Annotated in this window: 15 protein-coding genes and 1 pseudogene; 11 read left to right on the forward strand and 5 right to left on the reverse strand. The window is 64.4% G+C overall.

Going from position 1 to position 18,766, the window contains the following annotated elements; genetic code table 11:
* The first annotated feature begins 2 nt into the window (after positions 1-2).
* Both AAGW05_RS01295 and AAGW05_RS01300 read left to right on the forward strand, forming a co-directional pair.
* A complete protein-coding gene (locus AAGW05_RS01295) occupies positions 3-1,385 on the forward strand; it encodes an alpha/beta hydrolase (RefSeq protein WP_411802655.1) in 1,383 nt (460 codons plus the stop codon).
* On the forward strand, positions 1,382-3,946 hold the full coding sequence (locus AAGW05_RS01300; protein ID WP_411802656.1) for a bifunctional lysylphosphatidylglycerol flippase/synthetase MprF: 2,565 nt from the start codon (positions 1,382-1,384) through the stop codon (positions 3,944-3,946). The genes AAGW05_RS01295 and AAGW05_RS01300 overlap by 4 nt, the downstream gene beginning before the upstream one ends.
* A gap of 83 nt (positions 3,947-4,029) precedes the next feature.
* Here AAGW05_RS01300 and AAGW05_RS01305 read toward each other — a convergent pair whose 3' ends face one another.
* From AAGW05_RS01305 to nucS, 3 genes are all read right to left on the reverse strand, one after another.
* Positions 4,030-4,233, reverse strand: a complete 204-nt coding sequence (locus tag AAGW05_RS01305) for a cold-shock protein (protein WP_054011799.1) — start codon at positions 4,231-4,233, stop codon at positions 4,030-4,032.
* Positions 4,234-4,380: 147 nt separating this feature from the next.
* Positions 4,381-5,625, reverse strand: coding sequence for an N-acetylglucosamine-6-phosphate deacetylase (locus AAGW05_RS01310; protein ID WP_411802657.1), 1,245 nt, complete (start codon positions 5,623-5,625; stop codon positions 4,381-4,383).
* A 34-nt stretch (positions 5,626-5,659) separates the two neighbouring features.
* Positions 5,660-6,355, reverse strand: coding sequence for an endonuclease NucS (nucS, locus tag AAGW05_RS01315; RefSeq protein WP_411802658.1), 696 nt, complete (start codon positions 6,353-6,355; stop codon positions 5,660-5,662).
* 71 nt (positions 6,356-6,426) lie between these two features.
* Between nucS and AAGW05_RS01320 the strand changes: the two genes are divergently transcribed.
* Together AAGW05_RS01320 and AAGW05_RS01325 are read left to right on the forward strand one after the other, a co-directional pair.
* Positions 6,427-6,771, forward strand: a complete 345-nt coding sequence (locus AAGW05_RS01320; protein ID WP_411802659.1) for an ATP/GTP-binding protein — start codon at positions 6,427-6,429, stop codon at positions 6,769-6,771.
* Positions 6,772-6,781: 10 nt separating this feature from the next.
* Positions 6,782-7,573: an alpha/beta hydrolase gene (locus AAGW05_RS01325; protein ID WP_411802660.1), complete on the forward strand. Its 792-nt coding sequence runs from the start codon at positions 6,782-6,784 to the stop codon at positions 7,571-7,573.
* A gap of 14 nt (positions 7,574-7,587) precedes the next feature.
* On the opposite strand, the gene AAGW05_RS01330 is transcribed toward AAGW05_RS01325, so the two are convergent.
* Positions 7,588-8,880: an AI-2E family transporter gene (locus AAGW05_RS01330; protein ID WP_411802846.1), complete on the reverse strand. Its 1,293-nt coding sequence runs from the start codon at positions 8,878-8,880 to the stop codon at positions 7,588-7,590.
* A 310-nt stretch (positions 8,881-9,190) separates the two neighbouring features.
* Here AAGW05_RS01330 and AAGW05_RS01335 point away from each other — a divergent pair, with 310 nt between their 5' ends.
* The 7 genes and pseudogenes from AAGW05_RS01335 to AAGW05_RS01365 all read left to right on the forward strand — a co-directional run bounded on the left by AAGW05_RS01335 (position 9,191) and on the right by AAGW05_RS01365 (position 18,049).
* Entirely contained in the window at positions 9,191-11,494 is a 2,304-nt protein-coding gene (locus AAGW05_RS01335; protein ID WP_411802661.1) for a hypothetical protein, read from the forward strand.
* Between the two features lie 95 nt (positions 11,495-11,589).
* Positions 11,590-12,534, forward strand: a complete 945-nt coding sequence (locus AAGW05_RS01340; protein ID WP_411802662.1) for a tetratricopeptide repeat protein — start codon at positions 11,590-11,592, stop codon at positions 12,532-12,534.
* Between the two features lie 184 nt (positions 12,535-12,718).
* A pseudogene (locus tag AAGW05_RS01345) lies at positions 12,719-13,290 on the forward strand (ATP-binding cassette domain-containing protein).
* The gene (locus AAGW05_RS01350) at positions 13,275-14,858 is read left to right on the forward strand and encodes a transporter (protein ID WP_411802663.1); all 1,584 of its coding nucleotides are present in this window, start codon (positions 13,275-13,277) and stop codon (positions 14,856-14,858) included. Before AAGW05_RS01345 ends, AAGW05_RS01350 begins: the two are co-directional and overlap by 16 nt.
* Positions 14,859-14,963: 105 nt before the next feature.
* Complete coding sequence (gene nagB / locus AAGW05_RS01355) at positions 14,964-15,746, forward strand: glucosamine-6-phosphate deaminase (RefSeq protein ID WP_411802664.1); 783 nt, start codon at positions 14,964-14,966, stop codon at positions 15,744-15,746.
* A gap of 104 nt (positions 15,747-15,850) precedes the next feature.
* On the forward strand, positions 15,851-16,174 hold the full coding sequence (locus AAGW05_RS01360; protein ID WP_411802665.1) for a DUF3039 domain-containing protein: 324 nt from the start codon (positions 15,851-15,853) through the stop codon (positions 16,172-16,174).
* Positions 16,175-16,279: 105 nt separating this feature from the next.
* On the forward strand, positions 16,280-18,049 hold the full coding sequence (locus AAGW05_RS01365; RefSeq protein WP_411802666.1) for a DEAD/DEAH box helicase: 1,770 nt from the start codon (positions 16,280-16,282) through the stop codon (positions 18,047-18,049).
* A 97-nt stretch (positions 18,050-18,146) separates the two neighbouring features.
* Here the strand turns inward: AAGW05_RS01365 and AAGW05_RS01370 are convergent, their stop codons facing one another.
* The gene (locus AAGW05_RS01370) at positions 18,147-18,764 is read right to left on the reverse strand and encodes an isochorismatase family protein (protein ID WP_411802667.1); all 618 of its coding nucleotides are present in this window, start codon (positions 18,762-18,764) and stop codon (positions 18,147-18,149) included.
* Positions 18,765-18,766 lie beyond the last annotated feature (2 nt).

Consider the following 18,766-nt stretch of genomic DNA (forward strand, 5'->3'; position numbering starts at 1 on the left):
CTGTGCGTTGGATTAACGGCATCAGCTTGGTTGATGGCCCCCTTCCCCTGCTCGTGAAGGTGCTGTGCGCCGTGGCAGTCGTTTTCCTTCTGGCGCGGCGTTCGGTGCGGTGGTGGCTGTTTGCGCTGGTGACTGCGGTTGCCGCCTACCTGATCAGCATGATCGGCTGCTGGGCTGTGATCCATGTGTTCTTCTGGTGGCCCGAAGACCTCTCCTTTGATGTTGTCATCAACCTTGCCCTCCTTCTGTGGGCCGTGATCATGGGAGGCACGACGGCGTTTGCCGGTTTGCGCCGCCGCACTCCGGACGTCCCCGGAGCCTTCCCGGATGAGCGGCACGGAAAATCCGCGCGGAGGCGTCCGGCGGCAACGCCAGTTGAACGCAGGGTCCTTGCCGCAGTGGCCACCCTCGTCGTGTGTGCTTTTGTCGGTGTACACATCAATGCCAACTTTGGGCTATACCCCACCGTGGGCACTTTGACGGCCGACCCTGTCGTTGCCGTTCGTGGCGCCCTGCCGCAACTTGAGAAGTCATCTGACACCCAGTTCATGAAGACCCCGGTGTCGGCACGCTGGAACGCACCTGACGGGCTGCCCGCCTCAGGCAAGGTCATGTCCGAACCCATCCCCGGCACCCTTTCGGGCTTCACCGCACGCAACGCCGTCGTGTATTTGCCGCCTGCCTATTTTTCCGCCAAGCGCCCACTCCTGCCAGTGCTGGTCCTCGTCAGCGGCCAGCCCGGTGCCCCCACGTCCTGGCTCAGCACAACGAAGCTGATCGCAGACCTTGACTCATACGCCGACCGCCATGGCGGTCTGGCCCCCCTGGTTGTCATTCCCGATCCCAACGGCAGCACGTCCGCCAACACCATGTGCCTGAATTCACGCATTGCCCAGGCCGACACCTACATGGCAGAGGACGTGCCGAACTGGATCAAGACGCACCTGAACGTCGACTCCAATCCTGCCCATTGGGCCGTCGGCGGCTTCTCCTTCGGGGGCACCTGCGCCGTGCAGATGGTGACACGGCATCCCGAGGTCTACCGTTCCTTCATGGCCATTTCACCCGAACGCGAGCCCGCACTCGCAGTGGAGCGTTCGATCACCATATCCCGCGCCTTCGGTGGCGATGAGGCAGCCTTCGATGCCCAGGTGCCGCTGGTGCTGCTGGCCAGGAACCAATACCCGACAGTCCACGGCTGGTTTGCCTCGGGAAGCGGCGATACCTTGTACTCTGCCAATGTGAAAGTACTCCACGCCGCCGCACGCAAGGCCAGCATGATCACCGAAAGCGCAAGTTTTCCCGGCGGCCACTCCTGGACGGTTGCCAATGAAGCGCTGCCGCATGGCCTGGCCTTTATGTATGCCGCCATGGGGCTGCCGTGACTGCCGTGGGCTCCGATACACCCGGCCTTGGCAGTCCCGGTTCCCACGCCCCAGGCCCCGCAGCAACGAAACCGGTGCCGGGGGACCCTGCAAGCAAAGGCACAGTGCAGGCCATGGCCCGCTCCCTGCTGGGATGGATCCGCCGGGCGCCGTTGACCACCTCCCTGATGGTTGCAATCATCGTTATCCACATGACCTCGGGCGCCTTCTTGGACCACCTCCCGGCGTCAGCCGCGGGGTTCTGGGGCTTCCAGGCCGCAGACCTGTTTGGCAGCCACTGGTGGAACAGCCTGAGCACATTGTTCCTGAGCACCAACATAGCTTCGATGCTGCTGGGTGTCGTGGTGCTGGGGGTGGTGTTTGGACTGGCGGAAACAACCTTGGGGACCCTGCGTGCAGGGGCACTTTTCATCGCATCGCAACTTGTCGCCGTCGTGCTCTACTCGGGGCTGCTCGAGTGGGGCACGGCAGCGGGGATTGACTGGCCGACCGGGATGAACCGTGCCACGCTGCTGGGGCCGTTTGCCGCGTCGGTGGGGACGTTGATGGCCGCGAGCCAGGCCATCAGCCTCCTGTGGCGGCGGCGCCTGCGCGTTCTGATCGTTGCGACGTCGATCATGCTCAGCGTCTATGTTGGCCATGCGCAGCATGTGTTCATCTTGTTGGCGGCGCTTGCCGGGCTTGCCCTGGGCCGGCTGTTCGTCAAGGCCGTCGGTGAGGGCGTGCTCAGGCGGTCGACAACACGGGAAGTACGCACCAACCTTGCCATGGTCGTTGCCGTCTTTGCCGTGGGCCCGGTCGCCGCCGCTGTCGCACACGGGGCCGAGGGGCCCCTTGCCGTGCTCCGCACCTGGATCACCGGCCAGGACCCCACACTGCCCCAATGGCACGCCAGCTGCCTCGATGCCACCGCTGCCTGCCACAGCCTTGTCAACAACCTTGGCTTCATGGGTCCCGGCGGGCACCTGCTCGCGGTGATGCCCATGGTGCTCCTGCTCGTCTGCGCCGAGGGGCTGCGGCGCGGTAACCGGCTGGCGTTGTGGGCCGCCGTTTACCTCCACCTGCTCATTGGGCTTGTAGCGGCGTTCTATTTTCAGGTCTTTGCGGGACTTGGCCTGTCCATGCGCAGCGGGCACCGCACCCTGAGCATCAGCGAATCCGTGTGGGAGCTCCTGCCCGTGGTGCTGGTCCCTATCGTGATCGCCGCACTGCTGGTGGCGCGCCGTCGGCATTTCCCGGTTGATCCCGATCCGGCGTTGCGCAGGCGCTCGCTCGTGTTCGTGACTGTGGCCCTGCTGGCCCTCATCGGTTTGTACGCTGCCGCATGGTTTGCCGAGGGCAACGAGGACAGCAGGCTGGGCCTGGTGGGCCTGGTGGCGGGAATCCCGCGAATCGTCCTGCCGTTCCCTTTCCCGTTCTCCTATGCTGCGAGCGTCTACCCGCACGGCTTCTTCTCCCAATTGCTTTTCGGCCTGGGCGGATCGGTTTTCTGGGTGCTGGCCACCGTGAGCGTTCTGGCAGTATTCCTGAGCAGGCACCGGCGCAGTGGCCCAACCGACCGCATCAAAGCCGCGGAACTGGTGCGCCGTGGTGGTGACTCCCTGTCCTGGATGACGTTGTGGGAGAACAACCAGTACTGGTTCAACACAAACGGGACTGTTGCCGTTGCCTACCAGGCCCACAGCGGCGTTGCACTCACCGTCGGCGGCCCCGTGGGGGAGCCGGTGGACTTCGAAACCGCCATGGATGAGTTCCTGGACTTCTGCACGCACGAGTCGCTCACAGCATGCTTTTACTCGGTGACAGAGGGACCCGCGGACGTCCTTGAACGCCGGGGGTTCAGGCGCATGCCCGTCGCCGCGGAGACACTCCTTGACATCCAGACGATGAATTTCAAGGGTAAGGACTGGCAAAACGTCAGAACGGCCCTGAACAAGGCCGAAAAGCTGGGGGTCACCGCACACTGGTGCACGTACTCCGAGCTCACAGGCGGCCAGCGCACGCAGGTCAACGAGATCTCAGAGGACTGGGTATCGGGCCAGGCGCTGCCGGAATTGGGCTTCACCCTTGGCGGCCTAGAGCAACTCAAGGACGACAACGTCCAGCTGTGCCTGGCCATTGACGACACGGGACGCATCCATGCCGTGACAAGCTGGCTGCCTGTCTTCGCCGAGGGCGAGGTGGTGAGCTGGACGCTTGACTTCATGCGCCGCAACGCGGGGGCCTTCAACGGCGTCATGGAATACCTGATCGCCCAGGCCGTTCACCACTTCAAGGAAACAGTGGAGTACATTTCCCTCTCGGGTTCCCCGCTGGCCAACAGCCAGGAGGAGGGCAGCAGCCTTGGCCGGATCCTTGGCCTGTTGGCGCGAACCCTTGAACCCGTCTACGGTTTCGCCTCGCTGGCCAACTTCAAACAGCGATTCAAGCCGCGCCACCGCTCAATGTACTTGATGTACCCGGACCCGTTGTCGCTGCCCGCCATCGGACGGGCCGTGGGGGAGGCTTACATGCCCAACGTGTCGGTGCGGTCGGTGGCCAAGATGTTGCGGCGGCAGTAGTACCCGAACGCCAACAGCCCCAGGCATCGATGCCGGGGGCTGTTGGGGTGGTGCAAATCCTGTGAAGGGCTTGATGATTCCGGTTAGAGCGTTGTCACACCGGTGGCCTGCGGGCCCTTGGTGCCTTGGCCGATTTCAAACTCAACGCGGGCGTTTTCATCCAAGGTCTTGAAGCCGCCACTTTGGATTTCCGAGTAGTGGACAAACACATCCCCCTCGGCGTTGTCGGGGGTGATGAAGCCGAAGCCCTTTTCAGCGTTGAACCACTTGACGGTTCCCTGTGCCATGTACATTTCTCCTTGTGATGAAAGCCAATACTGTACTGCTCTGTGTATTGCTCCGCCTTTGACTTATTGCCTCGACGGGCGCGATTTCAGCATGACATGAGTCACATGCAAGGTCAACGAAGTGCACAAAAGAGTCGTAAATATTAACTACGTCAGCCACGCTCCTGCACGCATGACGTGCTGGAGGTGCAGTTCGGAGTCAACAATCAGCACGTCGGCGCGCAGGCCGCGGCGCAGCGCACCGACCTCGTCCGTCAGGCCCAGGACTGCGGCCGGGACCACAGTGGCTGACTTTAGGGCATCGGTGAACTTCACACCTGCCGCAGTGGTGCGGCGGACGACGTCGAGCAAGGTGGCTGTGCCGCCGGCAATTGAGCCCGTGGCATCAAGGGTCGCTACGCCCTCTGACACGGTGACGGGGGACGGGCCAAGCATGTACTGGCCGTCGGCCAGGCCGGCAGCCGCCATGGAATCCGTCACGAGCACGATGTTCGAGGCACCGACCAGGGCAAAGACCGTCTTGACGGTTTCGGGGTCAAGGTGGGTGTTGTCGGCAACAAGCTCGACGGCGGCGTGCCCGGCGCCGGCGGCGCGCAGGCAGGCAGCGACGGGGCCGGGGGACCTGTGGTGCATGGGAGGCATGCCGTTGAAGAGGTGGGTCACGGTGGGGCGTCCGGATACGCCGTCGAACCCGGTGGAATCAAGGCCCTCGCGTGCGCGCTCAAGCGACTCGGCCGCTGTAGCGGTGTCGGAGTCGGTGTGGCCGACCGACGGGGTGATGCCGTGGCTCGTGAGCAGGTCAACGAGATCGGCGGCTCCGGGCAGCTCCGGCGCATACGTCATGGTGGTGATGGTGCCGCGGCCGGCCTCAATCAGCGCCGCCGTCAGATCCAGGTCGGGTTCAAGTAGGAACGCCGGGTTCTGGGCGCCGCAGCGTGCATGCGAGAGGAAGGGACCCTCGAGGTGGATGCCTGCCAGCAGCCCCTCGTCCGTCATGGCGGCGTAAAGGCCGATGCCCTTCAGAAGGTCCTCGGGGGAGGCTGTGACCATGCTTGCCAGCAGCGTGGTAGTGCCTGCGCGGTGCAGGAAGTCGACGGCTGTCCGCGCCGATGCCTCGTCGCCGCTGGGGAAGTCACCGCCATTGCCGCCGTGGTTGTGGATGTCAACCAGGCCGGGGAGGATCCGGTGGCCGGCGGGCAGGGAGATGATGTTGGCCGCATCGAGGTCTTCCGGGCCAAAGCCCTGTTCATCGAAGTGGTCGACCCGCCCGGCGTACACAATCCGGTCGCCGTCGATGGCGAGCAGTCCGCCTTCAATGATGCCGTGTTCCGTGGCGAGGGCGCCTTGGATCAGGAATTTCACGGACGTGGGCTCTGTGGTGGGATCAGTCATGTCCCAAGTCTAGCCAGCGTGGCGCGCCCAACAGTCAGAAAAGGCGTGACGCGCTGTCATCAACGCCGCGCATGGCGTCGTAATCGAGGGTCTTGCACTCAATGCCGCGGTCAGTGGCCAGGGTTTTGGCCTGCGGTTTGATCTGCTGTGCGGCGAAAATGCCGCGCACGGGGGCCAGCAGGGGATCCCGGTTGAGCAGTTCAAGGTAACGAGTGAGCTGTTCAACGCCGTCGATGTCGCCGCGGCGCTTGAGCTCAATGGCAACCGTGCCGCCGGCGGCGTCACGGGCCAGGATGTCAACGGGCCCGATCGCCGTGAAGTACTCGCGCCGGATCAGTGTGAAGCCGGCACCTAGCAGGTCGATTTGCTCGGCCAGCAGTCGCTGCAGGTCAGCCTCGACGCCGTCCTTGATCAGGCCGGGATCCGTGCCAAGGTTATGGCTGGACTCGTGCAGTTCCTCATAGATGTTGATGATGAGCTGCTCGTCGGCCTTCGTGGATTTCACGATCCACTGCGCAATAACGCCCTCCTCAAGCTCGGCGTCGGCAGGTCCCACGGTTCGCAGGGTTGCCGGCGGGCTCATCCAGTTCAACGGCTTGTAGGAGCCGCCGTCGGAGTGTACCAAAACGGAGCCGTCGGCCTTGACCAACAGCAGCCTGACGGCGAGGGGAAGATGGGCTTTGAGGCGTCCGACGTAATCGACGGAGCACTTGGCAATCACTAAACGCACGCCCTCCACTGTAGCCGCTGGCGGGGGAGGCCGCTTCGCGCGGGCGCCCTTGAGTGCGGCACAATGGTTGCATGCCCCGCTCCAACCATCCCCGCCGCCGCACCTCCGCCGCACGTGGCGCCAAGGCTGCAGGCGGCTGGAATGACGACGACGGTGAGGTTGGCCTCAACCGCGCACGCCTTGGCATTCCGGCCACTGAATCTGCCCCCGACGGCGTCTGGGCGGTGCGCACCATCACTGCCGGCAACGCCCAAAAGGTGTACACCTGCCCCGGCTGCCACCACCAGGTCCTGCCCGGCGTGCAGCACCTAGTCGTGTGGCAGGAGGACGCCATGTTCGGCGCCGAGGCCGGCCTGCGAGAGCGCCGCCACTGGCACAGCAACTGCTGGCGGGGGCGCAGTTACCGTTACAGGTAGGCTTGAAGGCATGGTTTTTGATCCCGCCTCCCTTTCCTTTGTCGACGCCGGTGGCCCCGTTGCCGTGCGCGCAGCCACCATCCTGCTTGCCCTGCGGGAAAACATTGAACTGACCACGGCGGACGGGCTCACCCTGGTGGGGGAGCTGGCTCTGCCTGCCGACGGGGTTGTCAAGGCCACGCTCATCACGCTCCACCCGCTGCCAACGCACGGCGGCTTCATGGACTCACATGTGTTCAAGAAGGCCTCCTACCGGCTGCCGGCCCTTGCCGGCATTGCCGTGCTGCGCTTCAACACCCGCGGCACCACGTCGCCGCGCGGCACAAGCGGCGGAATGTTCCAAGAGGGTCTTGGTGAGCGGCTTGACGTTGAGGCGGCCGTGCAGTTCGCCGTCGACCGCGGCTTGCCCAACCGCTGGCTCGTCGGCTGGTCCTTCGGTACCGAACTGGTGCTCAAGTATGGTGCTGTGCCGCCGGTGGCCGCAGACATCGAGGGCGCAGTGCTGCTCTCACCCCCGCTGCACAGGGCCGTTGACGCGGACCTGGCGGCCTGGGCCTCCTACGGCAAGCCGCTGAGCGTACTGGTGCCAGAACTTGACGACTACCTGCAGCCGGAGGCCGCCGCGGGGCGTTTCTCCTTGGTTCCGCAGGCCGTGATGGTGGCCGTCGACGGTGCCAAACACCTGTGGGTGGGTGAAAAGTACGCAGCCCGGGCGCTGAATGAAATTGCCTCGGCCGTGCTGGGCACCGTGACGGTCCTTCCTGCACAGTGGTCCGGCGCCGTCGCCCAGCTGCCCGCCTAGTTCTTGTCGGCCCGCTAGTTCTTGTCCTGGCGGGCGATGAACACTTCCTTGACCAGGAGCATCACGGCGGCCGCAGTCGGGATCGCGATCAGCGCGCCGAGCACTCCCAGCAGGCTGCCACCGGCGATCACCGAAATCACGGCGACGGCGCCTGGCACGGCCACGGCCTTCTGCATGATGCGCGGTGAGACGAAGTAGGCCTCGAACTGGAGGTACGCAAAGTAGCAGATGGCGTAAATGACGGCCGTCTGCCACCCGGCCGTCAGGCTGACGGCGATGACCACAACGGCTGCGATCATGCCACCCACCAGGGGAATGAAGGCCAACAGGGCAACAACGAAGGCCAAAAGGACGCTGAAGGGGATGTTCAGGATGGTCATGACGATGAACGCAAAGGTTGCGTTGATGACAGCAACGCAGACCTGCCCGATGACGTAGTTGCCGACGCCGGCGGTGATTTCCTCGCTCAGTTCCTCTACGCGTGCCCGGCGTGAGCGCGGTGCCAAGCGGTAGCCCCACTTCTTGATGGACGGCAGCGAGGCAAGGAAGTACAGGCTCAACACCAGCACGATCAACGTGCCAAAGAGCCCGTTGGCAATGGAGCTGCCCACCCCGACCACGCCGCCGAAGATGCCGCCGACAGCCTGCGCGTCCTGGAAGAACTTGGCAACCTGCTCGTTGACGGTGTCCAGCACGTGGTACTGGACGTCCACCTGCTTGAAGTACTCGGAATCCAGGAAATCCTTGATCCAGACGGGGGCCTTGGTCACCAGCTGGGTAGTCTGTTCAACCATGGTGGGGATGAGGGTGGCGAAAAAGATGGCCACAACCCCAAGGAGTGCAGCGAGCACCAGGACGATGCCCAGCGGACGCGGGACCTTCCGCCGCTCGAGCCAGCGCACCACAGGGTCCAGTCCCAGAGCGATGAACAAGGCGGTGACAATCCACAGCAGCAGCGACTGGGTGTTGGCCAGGATGTAGCTCAGGAACAGGGCAATGCCCACGCCGACGGTGCCCATGAAGCCAAAGTAAATGGGGTGGCGGAACATACTTGACGGCTGGCCGGCACCGGAAACACCTGCCGCAGCGCCGTCGCCGTTGTGTTCGCGGGAGTCGAAAGGAAGATCAAAACGCACCCGTGGCTGGGCGCCCGGAAGCGGCTGGCGGAGCTTCTTCCTGACCCATTCGCGCCATCCGGAAGCCGCGGGCGGACCCTGGTCCCGCTGGGAGGCGGTTGCCGCAGCCACAGGGGCGGCAGCGGCGTGCACGTCCCCGGAGGATTCCCCGGTGGCGTCTGCTGGAGGGATTTCGCCGTCGGCCTCCCTAGAACTGTCGTGAGTGTCTCGCCCGGTCTGGGCGTGCGGTTCCTCCGGGACGGGGCTTTTTTCAGTGGGGTTAGGAGACGTGCTCACGGTGGCTGCCTTCGGATCGGGGTCGGGGCGGGGATTGCCGCCGCTGGTAAATTGTGACTCGACAGTATCAGCGTGGGCCATGCAGGGCGTCAAGCCGCAGGATAAAAAACGTGAGAATGGTCAAAGAGAAATGACCTAAAGATAACGGTTCGGTTACCCTTGAACTAACGATCACAGCAGTGTTCCGTCGATGTTAGGTAAATTCTTGCGTTCAAAAATAGCAATTATCCTGGCCGTTTTGGGCCTCTTGGTGCTGGGAACGGGGATTGGACAGCGCACCATTTGGCTCCCTCCCGCGTCTCTGACTGCCAGTGTGCCTGCAGGCGCGAAGGCTGCGCCGCTGACAGTGATTGGCCCCGACCTGCTTAAAACGCGCGATGGGCAGTTCACCCTGACCATCAAGTCCGCGGGCCCCATCCAACTGGCCGTTGGCCGCGTCGATGACGTCACAGGGTGGATCGGCAATGCCGCCCACACTCAGGTCGGCGGCGCCAATGCCGACTTCACATCGCTTGCCAGTGAGAGCAAGGCCGGCGCTGAAACCGTGCCCAACCCCGCAGGTTCGGACATGTGGGTCTCCGAGGAAAAGGCCACCGGCGAGATGAGCTACACGTGGCAGGCCCCCGGCCACGGCGACTGGGCGCTGCTGCTGTCCTCAGACGGTAAGGCCCCGGCCCCCACCAACATTTCGGTCACCGTTGACAACAAGGCCGGAACCCCTTGGGCCGTGCCGCTCATGGTCCTTGGTTCGGCCCTCCTGGCCCTTGCTGCCCTGCTGTTCCTGATCGCCCCGCGCAAGCCCCAAACAGCCGCGGCCGCTGTCGGACGCCGATCAGCAGTCCGGCCCGCCGACCCCGCCACCGGCTCCATCGAGGTCGAGAAGATTGTGGCCGCACGCAAGGGCCCAAGGGCTGCCGGTCCCGCAACCATCGCCGAGCTCAAGCACGCAGAGAAGAAGACCGACGCTCCAGGGACCGACGCGGATGCAACGGCCGACGGCGCCCCAACTTCCTCGCCCGTCGTGGCTGATGCAACCTCCGCGCTCCCGCTTTCCTTGAGGGCTGATGCCCCTGACGTTGACTCGCCTGAGAATGAATCCGCTGACAAGGGCTCCACTGCCAAGCGGCCCAATGACGCTCCGAAGGCCACTGCCGCCGCAGATGCCAGGACCGCCGCAGACGCGGCGAACGGTCAAAAGACCGGGTCCGAGGATGAAGAGCCCGCGAAGGATCCCGGCGCCGGGGAATCAGCGCAGGAAGCTGGGTCGAAGAAGGATGCCGGCCCAGGCGACGGTCCGGATGCCGGCAACGGTTCGGATGCCGGCAACGGTTCGCAGGCCACGGGCGAAGACGTGAAGCCGGGCAAGGCCAGGAATGCGGCCGGTTCAAAGAAGGCTGCTCCGAAGAAAAAGGGCGGCACGTCCGAATTCTCCGCAACGACCACACGAACGGTTGCCTCCGGCGTGAAGATGAAGGCCCGCTGGGGCGCAGCCCTTGCCGCAGTCCTGGTGGCGGGAAGCGTTGGCCCGGCCATCGCCGACGACTCGACCACCCCTGCCCCCACGCCGAGCAGTACGGCCACCGCGCCGGCCACCACCGGTGCGGACGCAACAGCAAGCGCCGCTTCTTCCGCGCCCGGCTTCCCCAACCTGCTTGACAGCCAAGTCCAGCGCATTGCCACGGCGGTCGCAACGGCTGTCGCCGCAGGCGACAATGCGAAGAACGCCAAGGAACTGGAATCGCGTGTTGCGGGCATGGCGCTGGAAGTCCGCACCGCCAACTACAAGATCCGCTCAAACGTTCCCAAGCAGGCAGCCGCGGAGCCTGTCAATGCCACCAAGCTGCTGGCCAAGGTTGTCACCACAACTGAAACCTGGCCGCGTTCTGCCATGATCGTGACCAAGGGCGAGAACAATGCCCTGCCGCAGCTGCTGACGCTGGTGCAGGAGTCAGCCCGGGAGAACTACAAGCTGATCAAGGCAACCCCCCTGCTGCCAGGGCAGACCTTCCCCACCGTCGACAAGGAAGGCACCAAGGCAGTTGCGTTGGATGACACCAGCGGCCTGAAGATGAGCCCGGAAGCCGCCATTGCCGCCCTGAGCGACCGCCTCACCAAGGCTGACAGCAAGTTCAAGGACTCTTTCAAGGACAGCGTGTACGTCACAAGTGTCCTCGATCTCCAAAAGAAGATTGTTGCCGACGCCAAGGATGCCAGCTACGTCTTCAGCCACAAGGCCGATAACACGTCGGCGGTATCCATGCGCACGGCCGACGGCGGCGCAATGGTTGTTGTTGGCTACAACTTCGGCATTGACGCGACAAGCAACAAGGACGCAACCTTGACCGTGGACGACGAGGCCGCAGTGTTCACCGGCGGCAAGGAAACCACCAAGGGCTTCACCCTGACCTACGCCGAACCGGTTGTCATGTACATCCCGCCGGCAACCGGGGATGCCCAAATCACCATCCTGTCCGCAACCCGCGACCTCGTGGGCGGAACGTTCAAGTAGCCTGCCAGCCTACCGGCCGGTCAAGCCCGAAGTGCCAAGTTTCACCCGCGGCGAGAAGTCAGATCGCCGCGGGCCGGCACAGTTAGAGTGAATCCATGAGCCAAACCAGCCCCCTGCCGCCCAACGCAACGCCCGGGATCAACCTTCGTGGCGCCGTCGACCTTTCAGCCCTGAAAAACCGCGCCACAGCGGCGCAGTCGGGAGCTCCCTCCGGGGGATCGCCCTACGCGGTTGACGTCAACGAGCAGAGCTTCCAGGAATTCGTCCAGCTGTCGCAGAAGGTGCCCGTTGTTGTGGCACTGGGATCGGGACGTTCCCACCAGTCGGCCCAGGTCACCGCGGTGCTTGAGAAACTGATGAACGAGTACGGCGGGCGGATCGCCCTGGGTCGCGTTGACGCGGATACCAGCCCGCAGATCGCCCAGGCGTTCGGCGTCACGGCAGTGCCGACGACCATTGCCCTGATCAACGGCCAGCCCGTACCCATGTTTGAAGGCGAGCTTGCCGAAGAGCAGATCCGCGAGTTCCTCGAGGAACTGCTCAAAGTTGCCGCCAGCAATGGCGTCACTGGCAACCTGGGCGGCGCGCAGGATCCGCAGGCCCCGGCGGAACCGCCGCTGCCGCCCCTGCACCAGGCCGCGCGCGACGCCATTGACGCAGGCGACCTCGCGCTGGCACAGGCGAGCTATGAGAAGGCACTGGCGGAAAAGCCCAACGATGCCGACGCAAAGATTGGGCTGGCACAGGTGCAGCTGATGCGCCGCACGGCCGAAATCAACGTCCTCCAGGCCGAGGAACTGCGCACCCGCGCCGCCTCCGACCCCGAGGACCTTGAGGCCGTCCTTGCAGTGGCTGACCTGGACGTCACAGGCGGACATGTTGAGGACGCGCTGGCGCGGCTCGTGAAGTTCATCGGCACGCACTTTGGCCCCGAGCGCGACACCGTACGGGTCCGCCTGCTTGAGCTGTACGACGTCGTGGGTGTCAGCGACCCGCGCGTATCGGCCTCACGCCAGGCCCTGGCGCGCGCACTGTTTTAGGGCTGTTTCCAGCACTTCCTTTTCACGGGTTCCGACCCTGGCTGAGACCCGCACGCTTATACCGTGCGTATCGCAGCCGGGGTAGGAACCCGCGTCAGTTAATCCGGTGCCATCCGATGCAGCGCGCTGCAATGTCATCCTTTGGGATGGTTGGGGCCATGCATGGGGTTGTTAGGGTGTGGCCATGAACAATAATTTTGTGCAGTCTTCAGACGACGGGCGCCCGGCAGCCCTGTCAATCCGCGGGTTGACCAAGCGGTTTGGTGGAAAGGTCGCTGTCGACAACATCGACCTTGACGTCCCCGCGGGGTCCTTCTACGGCCTCGTCGGACCTAACGGTGCAGGCAAGACAACCTTACTGTCCATGGCAACTGGGCTGCTGCGCCCGGATGCCGGACAGGTCCACGTCATCGGCGTGGATGTGTGGCGGCAGCCGCTGGAGGCCAAGCGCCGGATGGGCCTGCTGCCCGACGGAGTGCGCCTCTTTGACAGGCTCAGCGGCGAGCAGCTCGTCAGCTACGCCGGCCTGCTGCGGGGCATGGACAAAGACACAGTGGCATCGCGCGTGAAGGACCTGCTTCAGGCACTTGACCTGGGCAAGGATGCCGGCACCCTGGTGGTGGACTACTCGGCGGGCATGTCCTGGCCGCGGGCACGGTGGAGGAGGTCCGTGCCGGGCAAAGCCTGGAAGAGAAGTTTGTTGAACTTGTCGGCGGCCGCAATGAGAAGGCGGGGCTTTCATGGTTGCGCACCTGATAAGGCTCAAGCTGGCGCTGCTGCGCAATTCACTCAAGCGCAGTCCCTGGCAATTGGTGGGCCTCATCCTTGGTGGCCTGTACGGGCTGGGCATGCTGGGCCTTCTCATCGCGGGCCTGGCAGCGCTGGGCGCGGGGGAGCCTGACCTCATCGGCATGGTGGTGGTGCTGGCAGGTGCCGCCCTGATCCTTGGCTGGCTGATCATTCCCGTCGTGGCCGCAGGGCTGGACATGACACTTGATCCCGCACGCTTCACCACCTACGCCATCCCCATGAAATCCCTGCTCACGGGCCTGCTCGTCTCTAGCTTCATTGGCATTCCCGGAGCCGTCACCCTGATGGCCTCGATCGGCACCGCCGCGTCGTGGTGGCGCCATCCGCTGGCGGGGCTCCTGGCCCTGATGTGTGGTGTGTTGGGTGCGGTGACGTGCATAGCCGCCTCACGGGCCATCACGGCTGCCAGTGCCAGCCTGGCCTCCTCGCGGCGCTTCAAGGATGCCAGCGGTATCGTGCTGCTTGTTCCGTTGATGTTCCTTGGCCCCATCATCAGCAGCATTGGCCAGGGTGTGAACGACCTCCGCGAGTACCTGCCTGCCCTGGCCGCCACGGTATCCTGGACCCCCCTGGGCGCGGTCTGGTCGGTTCCCGCCGACTTTGCCCAAGGCCATTACGGCCCGGCAGCGCTGAAATTCCTGATTGCCGTTGCCACCATCGCCGTCCTGCTCTGGGTGTGGAAGGTGTGCCTTTCCCGGGCCCTGGTCACCCCTGCCTACGCCGGTGGATCACGGCGCGGAGGCGGCACGCTTGGCTTCTTCGGCTGGTTCCCTGCCACCCCGACAGGAGCCGTTGCCGCACGGTCCCTGACCTACTGGTTCAGGGATCCGCGCTACAGCGCGGGGCTGCTCATTGCCCCGCTGGTGCCGCTGATTTTTGTTTTCGCCGGTTCGCAGACCGGTGAAGGAATGCCGCTGGGCCTGGCGCTCGGCTTCGGCGGAGCCCTGGCGGCGTTCCTTGTTGTCTGGTCCATCAGCTCCGACATCTCCTATGACAACACCGCCTTCGCGCTGCACATTGCCACGGGTGTGGACGGCAGTGCCGACCGCACCGGCCGCGCACTGGCCGCAGGGATGCTAGGGCTTGCGCTGGGACTCTTGTACGCCGTCGTCGGTGGCATCCTGGTGGGGGACATGGTGCAGTTGCTGGCAACGGTTGGACTGGTCCTTGGCGTCGTCGGCTCGGGGCTGGGGCTCTCGAGTGTGTTCTCGGCACACTTCACCATGAACGCCCCGCTGCCCGGGGAAAGCCCCCTGAAGACCCGCCCCGGCAACGGGCTCGCCTCAGCCGCTGTCCAACTCGCCGGATTTGCCGGGCTTGGCGTGCTGGCCCTGCCCGAACTCATCCTGGCCATTGTGGCCGTCGCCACAGGGCAGATGCTGCTCGCCTGGCTGGCACTGGTGGCGGGAAGTGTGCTCGGTGCCGTGTTCCTCAGTGTGGGAATCCGCAGAGGGGCAAGGACCTACAACGAGCGCGCCCCCGAACTGCTGCTGGCGGTCTCCGCCGACCGTTGACACCGTTAGTTGAATGAGTGCGGCGGTCGCTAAGGTGGAATCAGCAAACCAGCAACAATTTGGATCAGCACAGGCACATGCGTGCCGTGAAAGGAAGCGTGTTTCATGGAGGTCATCATCCTCCCCAGCAGCAAGGAAGTTGGCGCCCTTGCGGCCGACGCCATCGAGGCACTAGTGCGCAACAAGCCCAACGCCGTCCTTGGCCTGGCCACGGGTTCCTCCCCGCTGCCGATCTATGACGAGCTGGCCCGCCGCCACGACGAGGACGGCCTGAGCTTCACAGGCGTCAGCGGCTTCGCCCTGGATGAGTACGTCGGCCTGCCCGCCGGCCACTTCGAGTCCTACCGTGAGGTCATCCGCCGCGAGTTCACCAACCGCGTGGATGTTGCCGCCGAGAACGTCCACGGCCCGGATGGTTCCACCGAGGACATCGCCGGTGCCTGCCAGCACTACGAGGAAGCCATCGCAGCCGCCGGCGGCGTCGACTTGCAGATCCTCGGGGTTGGCACGAATGGCCACATCGGCTTCAACGAGCCCGGTTCCTCTCTTGCATCACGCACGCGCATCAAGACCCTGGCCGAGCAGACCCGCGTGGACAACGCGCGTTTCTTCGACACCATTGACCAGGTTCCGCACCACGTCGTGACCCAGGGCCTTGGCACCATCCTTGATGCCCGCCACGTGGTCCTCGTGGCCTTTGGCGAGGGCAAGGCCAGCGCAGTCCGCGACTTCGTTGAGGGCCCCGTGTCGGCATCGTGCCCGGCAACCGTCCTCCAGTTCCACCCGCGAGCCACCATCATCATCGACGAAGCCGCAGCCTCCAAGCTGGCCAACGCGGCAACCTACCGCCACGCCTACGACAACAAGCCGACCTGGCAGGGCGTCTAGGAAATATGCGGCCGGGGCGGCGGGGAAGCGAATTTCACAGCTTCCCCGCCGCGGTTGTTCGTTTACCCGGCGAGTCGCGATCGCGTTGACGCTAGAATGGAATCATGAGTTTGCCTCCAGACCCCTTTGAAAACGATCCGAACTACGGACCGGGCCAGACCGGCGGATCAACTGCCGTCATTGAGCGCGAGGAACTGCGCCAGGAAGTTGAGCCGGGCGACAGCGAGCGGTTCTCGCACTACGTCCGCAAGGAAAAAATCATGGAATCGGCCATGACGGGCGATCCCGTTGTGGCGCTATGCGGCAAGGTATGGACGCCGGGCCGCGATCCCCACAAGTTCCCGGTATGCCCCGATTGCAAGGCTATCTATGACGGACTGAAGCCCGAGGGCGGCAAGGGCAAGGGTCCGAAAGATCCCAAGAAGTAGCCCTTAGACAATAAATAGTTTTAATGCGGCCCAACGCCGTTGATTCACTGCGCCCGGATTCGGGTGCGGAAGCGTGAAAGATGTGACAAGGATGGCGGAGAATTCGTGACGGAAACATTGTTTGGTGGCCCGTCGCTGCCTCCGGCCTACCCTGAGCGTGCGGCGTGGGGAACGGCCCAGAAACTACGTGCGTGGCAGAGTGAAGCCATGGAGAAGTACTTCCAGGAGAGCCCGAAGGATTTCCTGGCCGTGGCAACCCCGGGTGCAGGAAAGACAACGTTCGCCCTCCACATCGCCACGGAGTTGATCGCCCGCGGCACCATCAACAGGGTCACGATTGTCACGCCCACCGACCACCTCAAGAAACAGTGGGCGGACGCCGCCGCCCGCGTCGGCATTGCCATTGACCCCAACTTCAAGAACGCCGACGGGCGCCACGGAAAGGGCTTCATTGGCGTTGCGGTGACGTACGCTCAAGTTGCCAGCAAGCCCATGCTGCACAGGGCCAAAACTGAAGCCGCCCGCACCCTGGTCATCATGGATGAGATCCACCACGGCGGTGACGCCCTGTCTTGGGGTGACGGCATCAGGGAGGCCTTTGATCCCGCTGCGCGGCGTCTGGGCTTGACAGGCACCCCGTTCCGTTCAGATACGGCCGCCATTCCCTTCGTGGAATACGTGGAGGACCGTGACGGAATCAGGCGTTCCAAGGCCGACTACACCTATGGTTACGGCGAGGCACTAAAGGACCACGTGGTGCGTCCCGTCATGTTCATGGCCTATTCGGGCCAAATGCGCTGGCGCACAAGTGCCGGCGAGGAAATGGCGGCAACGCTCGGCGAGGCCGTCACGAAGGATGTCACCTCGCAGGCCTGGCGCACGGCGCTCAATCCCGAAGGGGAGTGGATCCCTGCAGTCCTCGCCGCCGCTGACAAGCGGCTCACCGAGGTGCGCCGGACCGTGCCCGACGCCGGAGGGCTGGTCATTGCAACCGACCACGAGGATGCACGGGCCTACGCGGCTGAGCTGAAGAAAATTACGGGCGAATCACCCACGGTCATCCTCTCCGACGATGCGAAGGCATCCTCGAAGATCGATTCCTTCTCCGCCAGTGAAAAACGCTGGATGGTGGCGGTGCGCATGGTGTCCGAAGGCGTTGACGTGCCCCGCCTTGCGGTGGGCGTGTACGCGACCTCGACGGCAACGCCGCTCTTCTTCGCCCAGGCCGTGGGACGCTTCGTGCGTGCCCGCAAGAGGGGCGAGACGGCGTCGATCTTCCTGCCGTCGGTGCCCAACCTCATGGAACTTGCCAACCAGCTGGAGCTGGAACGGGACCACGCCCTTGACCGTCCCGACAAGGACGCCGACGGTTTCATCGAGGAGGACGCCGAAATGGAGGAGGCCAACCGCGAGGAAAAGGCTTCCGACACCCTCGAGAAGTTCAAGTTTGAGGCACTGGAATCCCAGGCATCCTTCGACCGCGTGCTGTTCGACGGCGGCGAATTCGGCACGGGCGCGGCTATCGGCAGCGATGATGAGCTGGACTTCCTGGGTATCCCGGGATTGCTCGACGCCGACCAGATGGGCACGCTGCTGCGCCAGCGCCAGGCAGACCAGCAGACCCGTCGGCGCAAGAAGGCACCTGCGGCAGAGCCAGAGGCCCCGCCGCTGGTTGACCACCGCATGCTGATGGACCTGCGCGGCGAGCTGGCAAAGAACGTCTCAGCGTGGAGCGCCCGGTCCGGGATGCCCCACGGCATGGTGCACAGCGAACTGCGGCGCATCTGCGGTGGGCCTGCCGTGGCCCAGGCCAACGAGGCACAACTACAGACCCGTATGAAGAAGCTCCAGGACTGGTTCATCGGCCGCAAATAGTCCCCACTTGCCGGCCCAAACAATCGCTGGCGCGATTCTTTGGGAACCTGGCAAGCGTGGGCCCATGGGCCGGCCTTGCGGGCCAGTTGTTGAGGGTCTACTTGACCTCGACGCCGGCGTCCTCTAGCTCGTCGAAGGCCTCTTCGGCTTCGTCATCGTCAATGCCGGCAACGTAGTCGCGCAGGACTGTGGTGTTGTAGCCGGCGTTCACGGCGTCCAGGGCAGTCGCGCGGACGCAGTGCTCGGTCGCGATGCCCACCACCACGACGTCCTCGACGTCGTTCTCGCGCAGCCAGTCGTCAAGGCTCACGGGCGCGTCGCCATCTTCTGCGGCGGCTTCGTGCGCCTCGCGCTCACCCACGGCAACTTCGTCCTCGGGCGCAAGCAGGCCGTCGAAGCCCGAGTAGGCGGCATCAAACCTGCCCTTGCGGAAGTAGGCGTCGATATCTTCGGTGTCCAGGTTGCGGTGCAGCGCAGCGCCCTTGGACCCGGCCTTGCAGTGTACGGGCCAGCTGTTCACAAAGTCAGGCTTCTCGGAAAAGTGGCTGCCCGGATCGACGTGCCAGTCCTGGGTGGCAACGACAAAGTCGAAGTCCTGCGCGGTCTCGAGCAGTTCGCTGATGTTGCTGGCGAGGTCGGCCCCGCCAGCAACGGGCAGCGAACCGCCCTCGCAGAAATCGTTCTGCACGTCAACAATGATTAGGGCCTTTGCCATGG

It is taken from the genome of Arthrobacter sp. LAPM80, from assembly GCF_046736435.1.
Classification (GTDB): domain Bacteria; phylum Actinomycetota; class Actinomycetes; order Actinomycetales; family Micrococcaceae; genus Specibacter.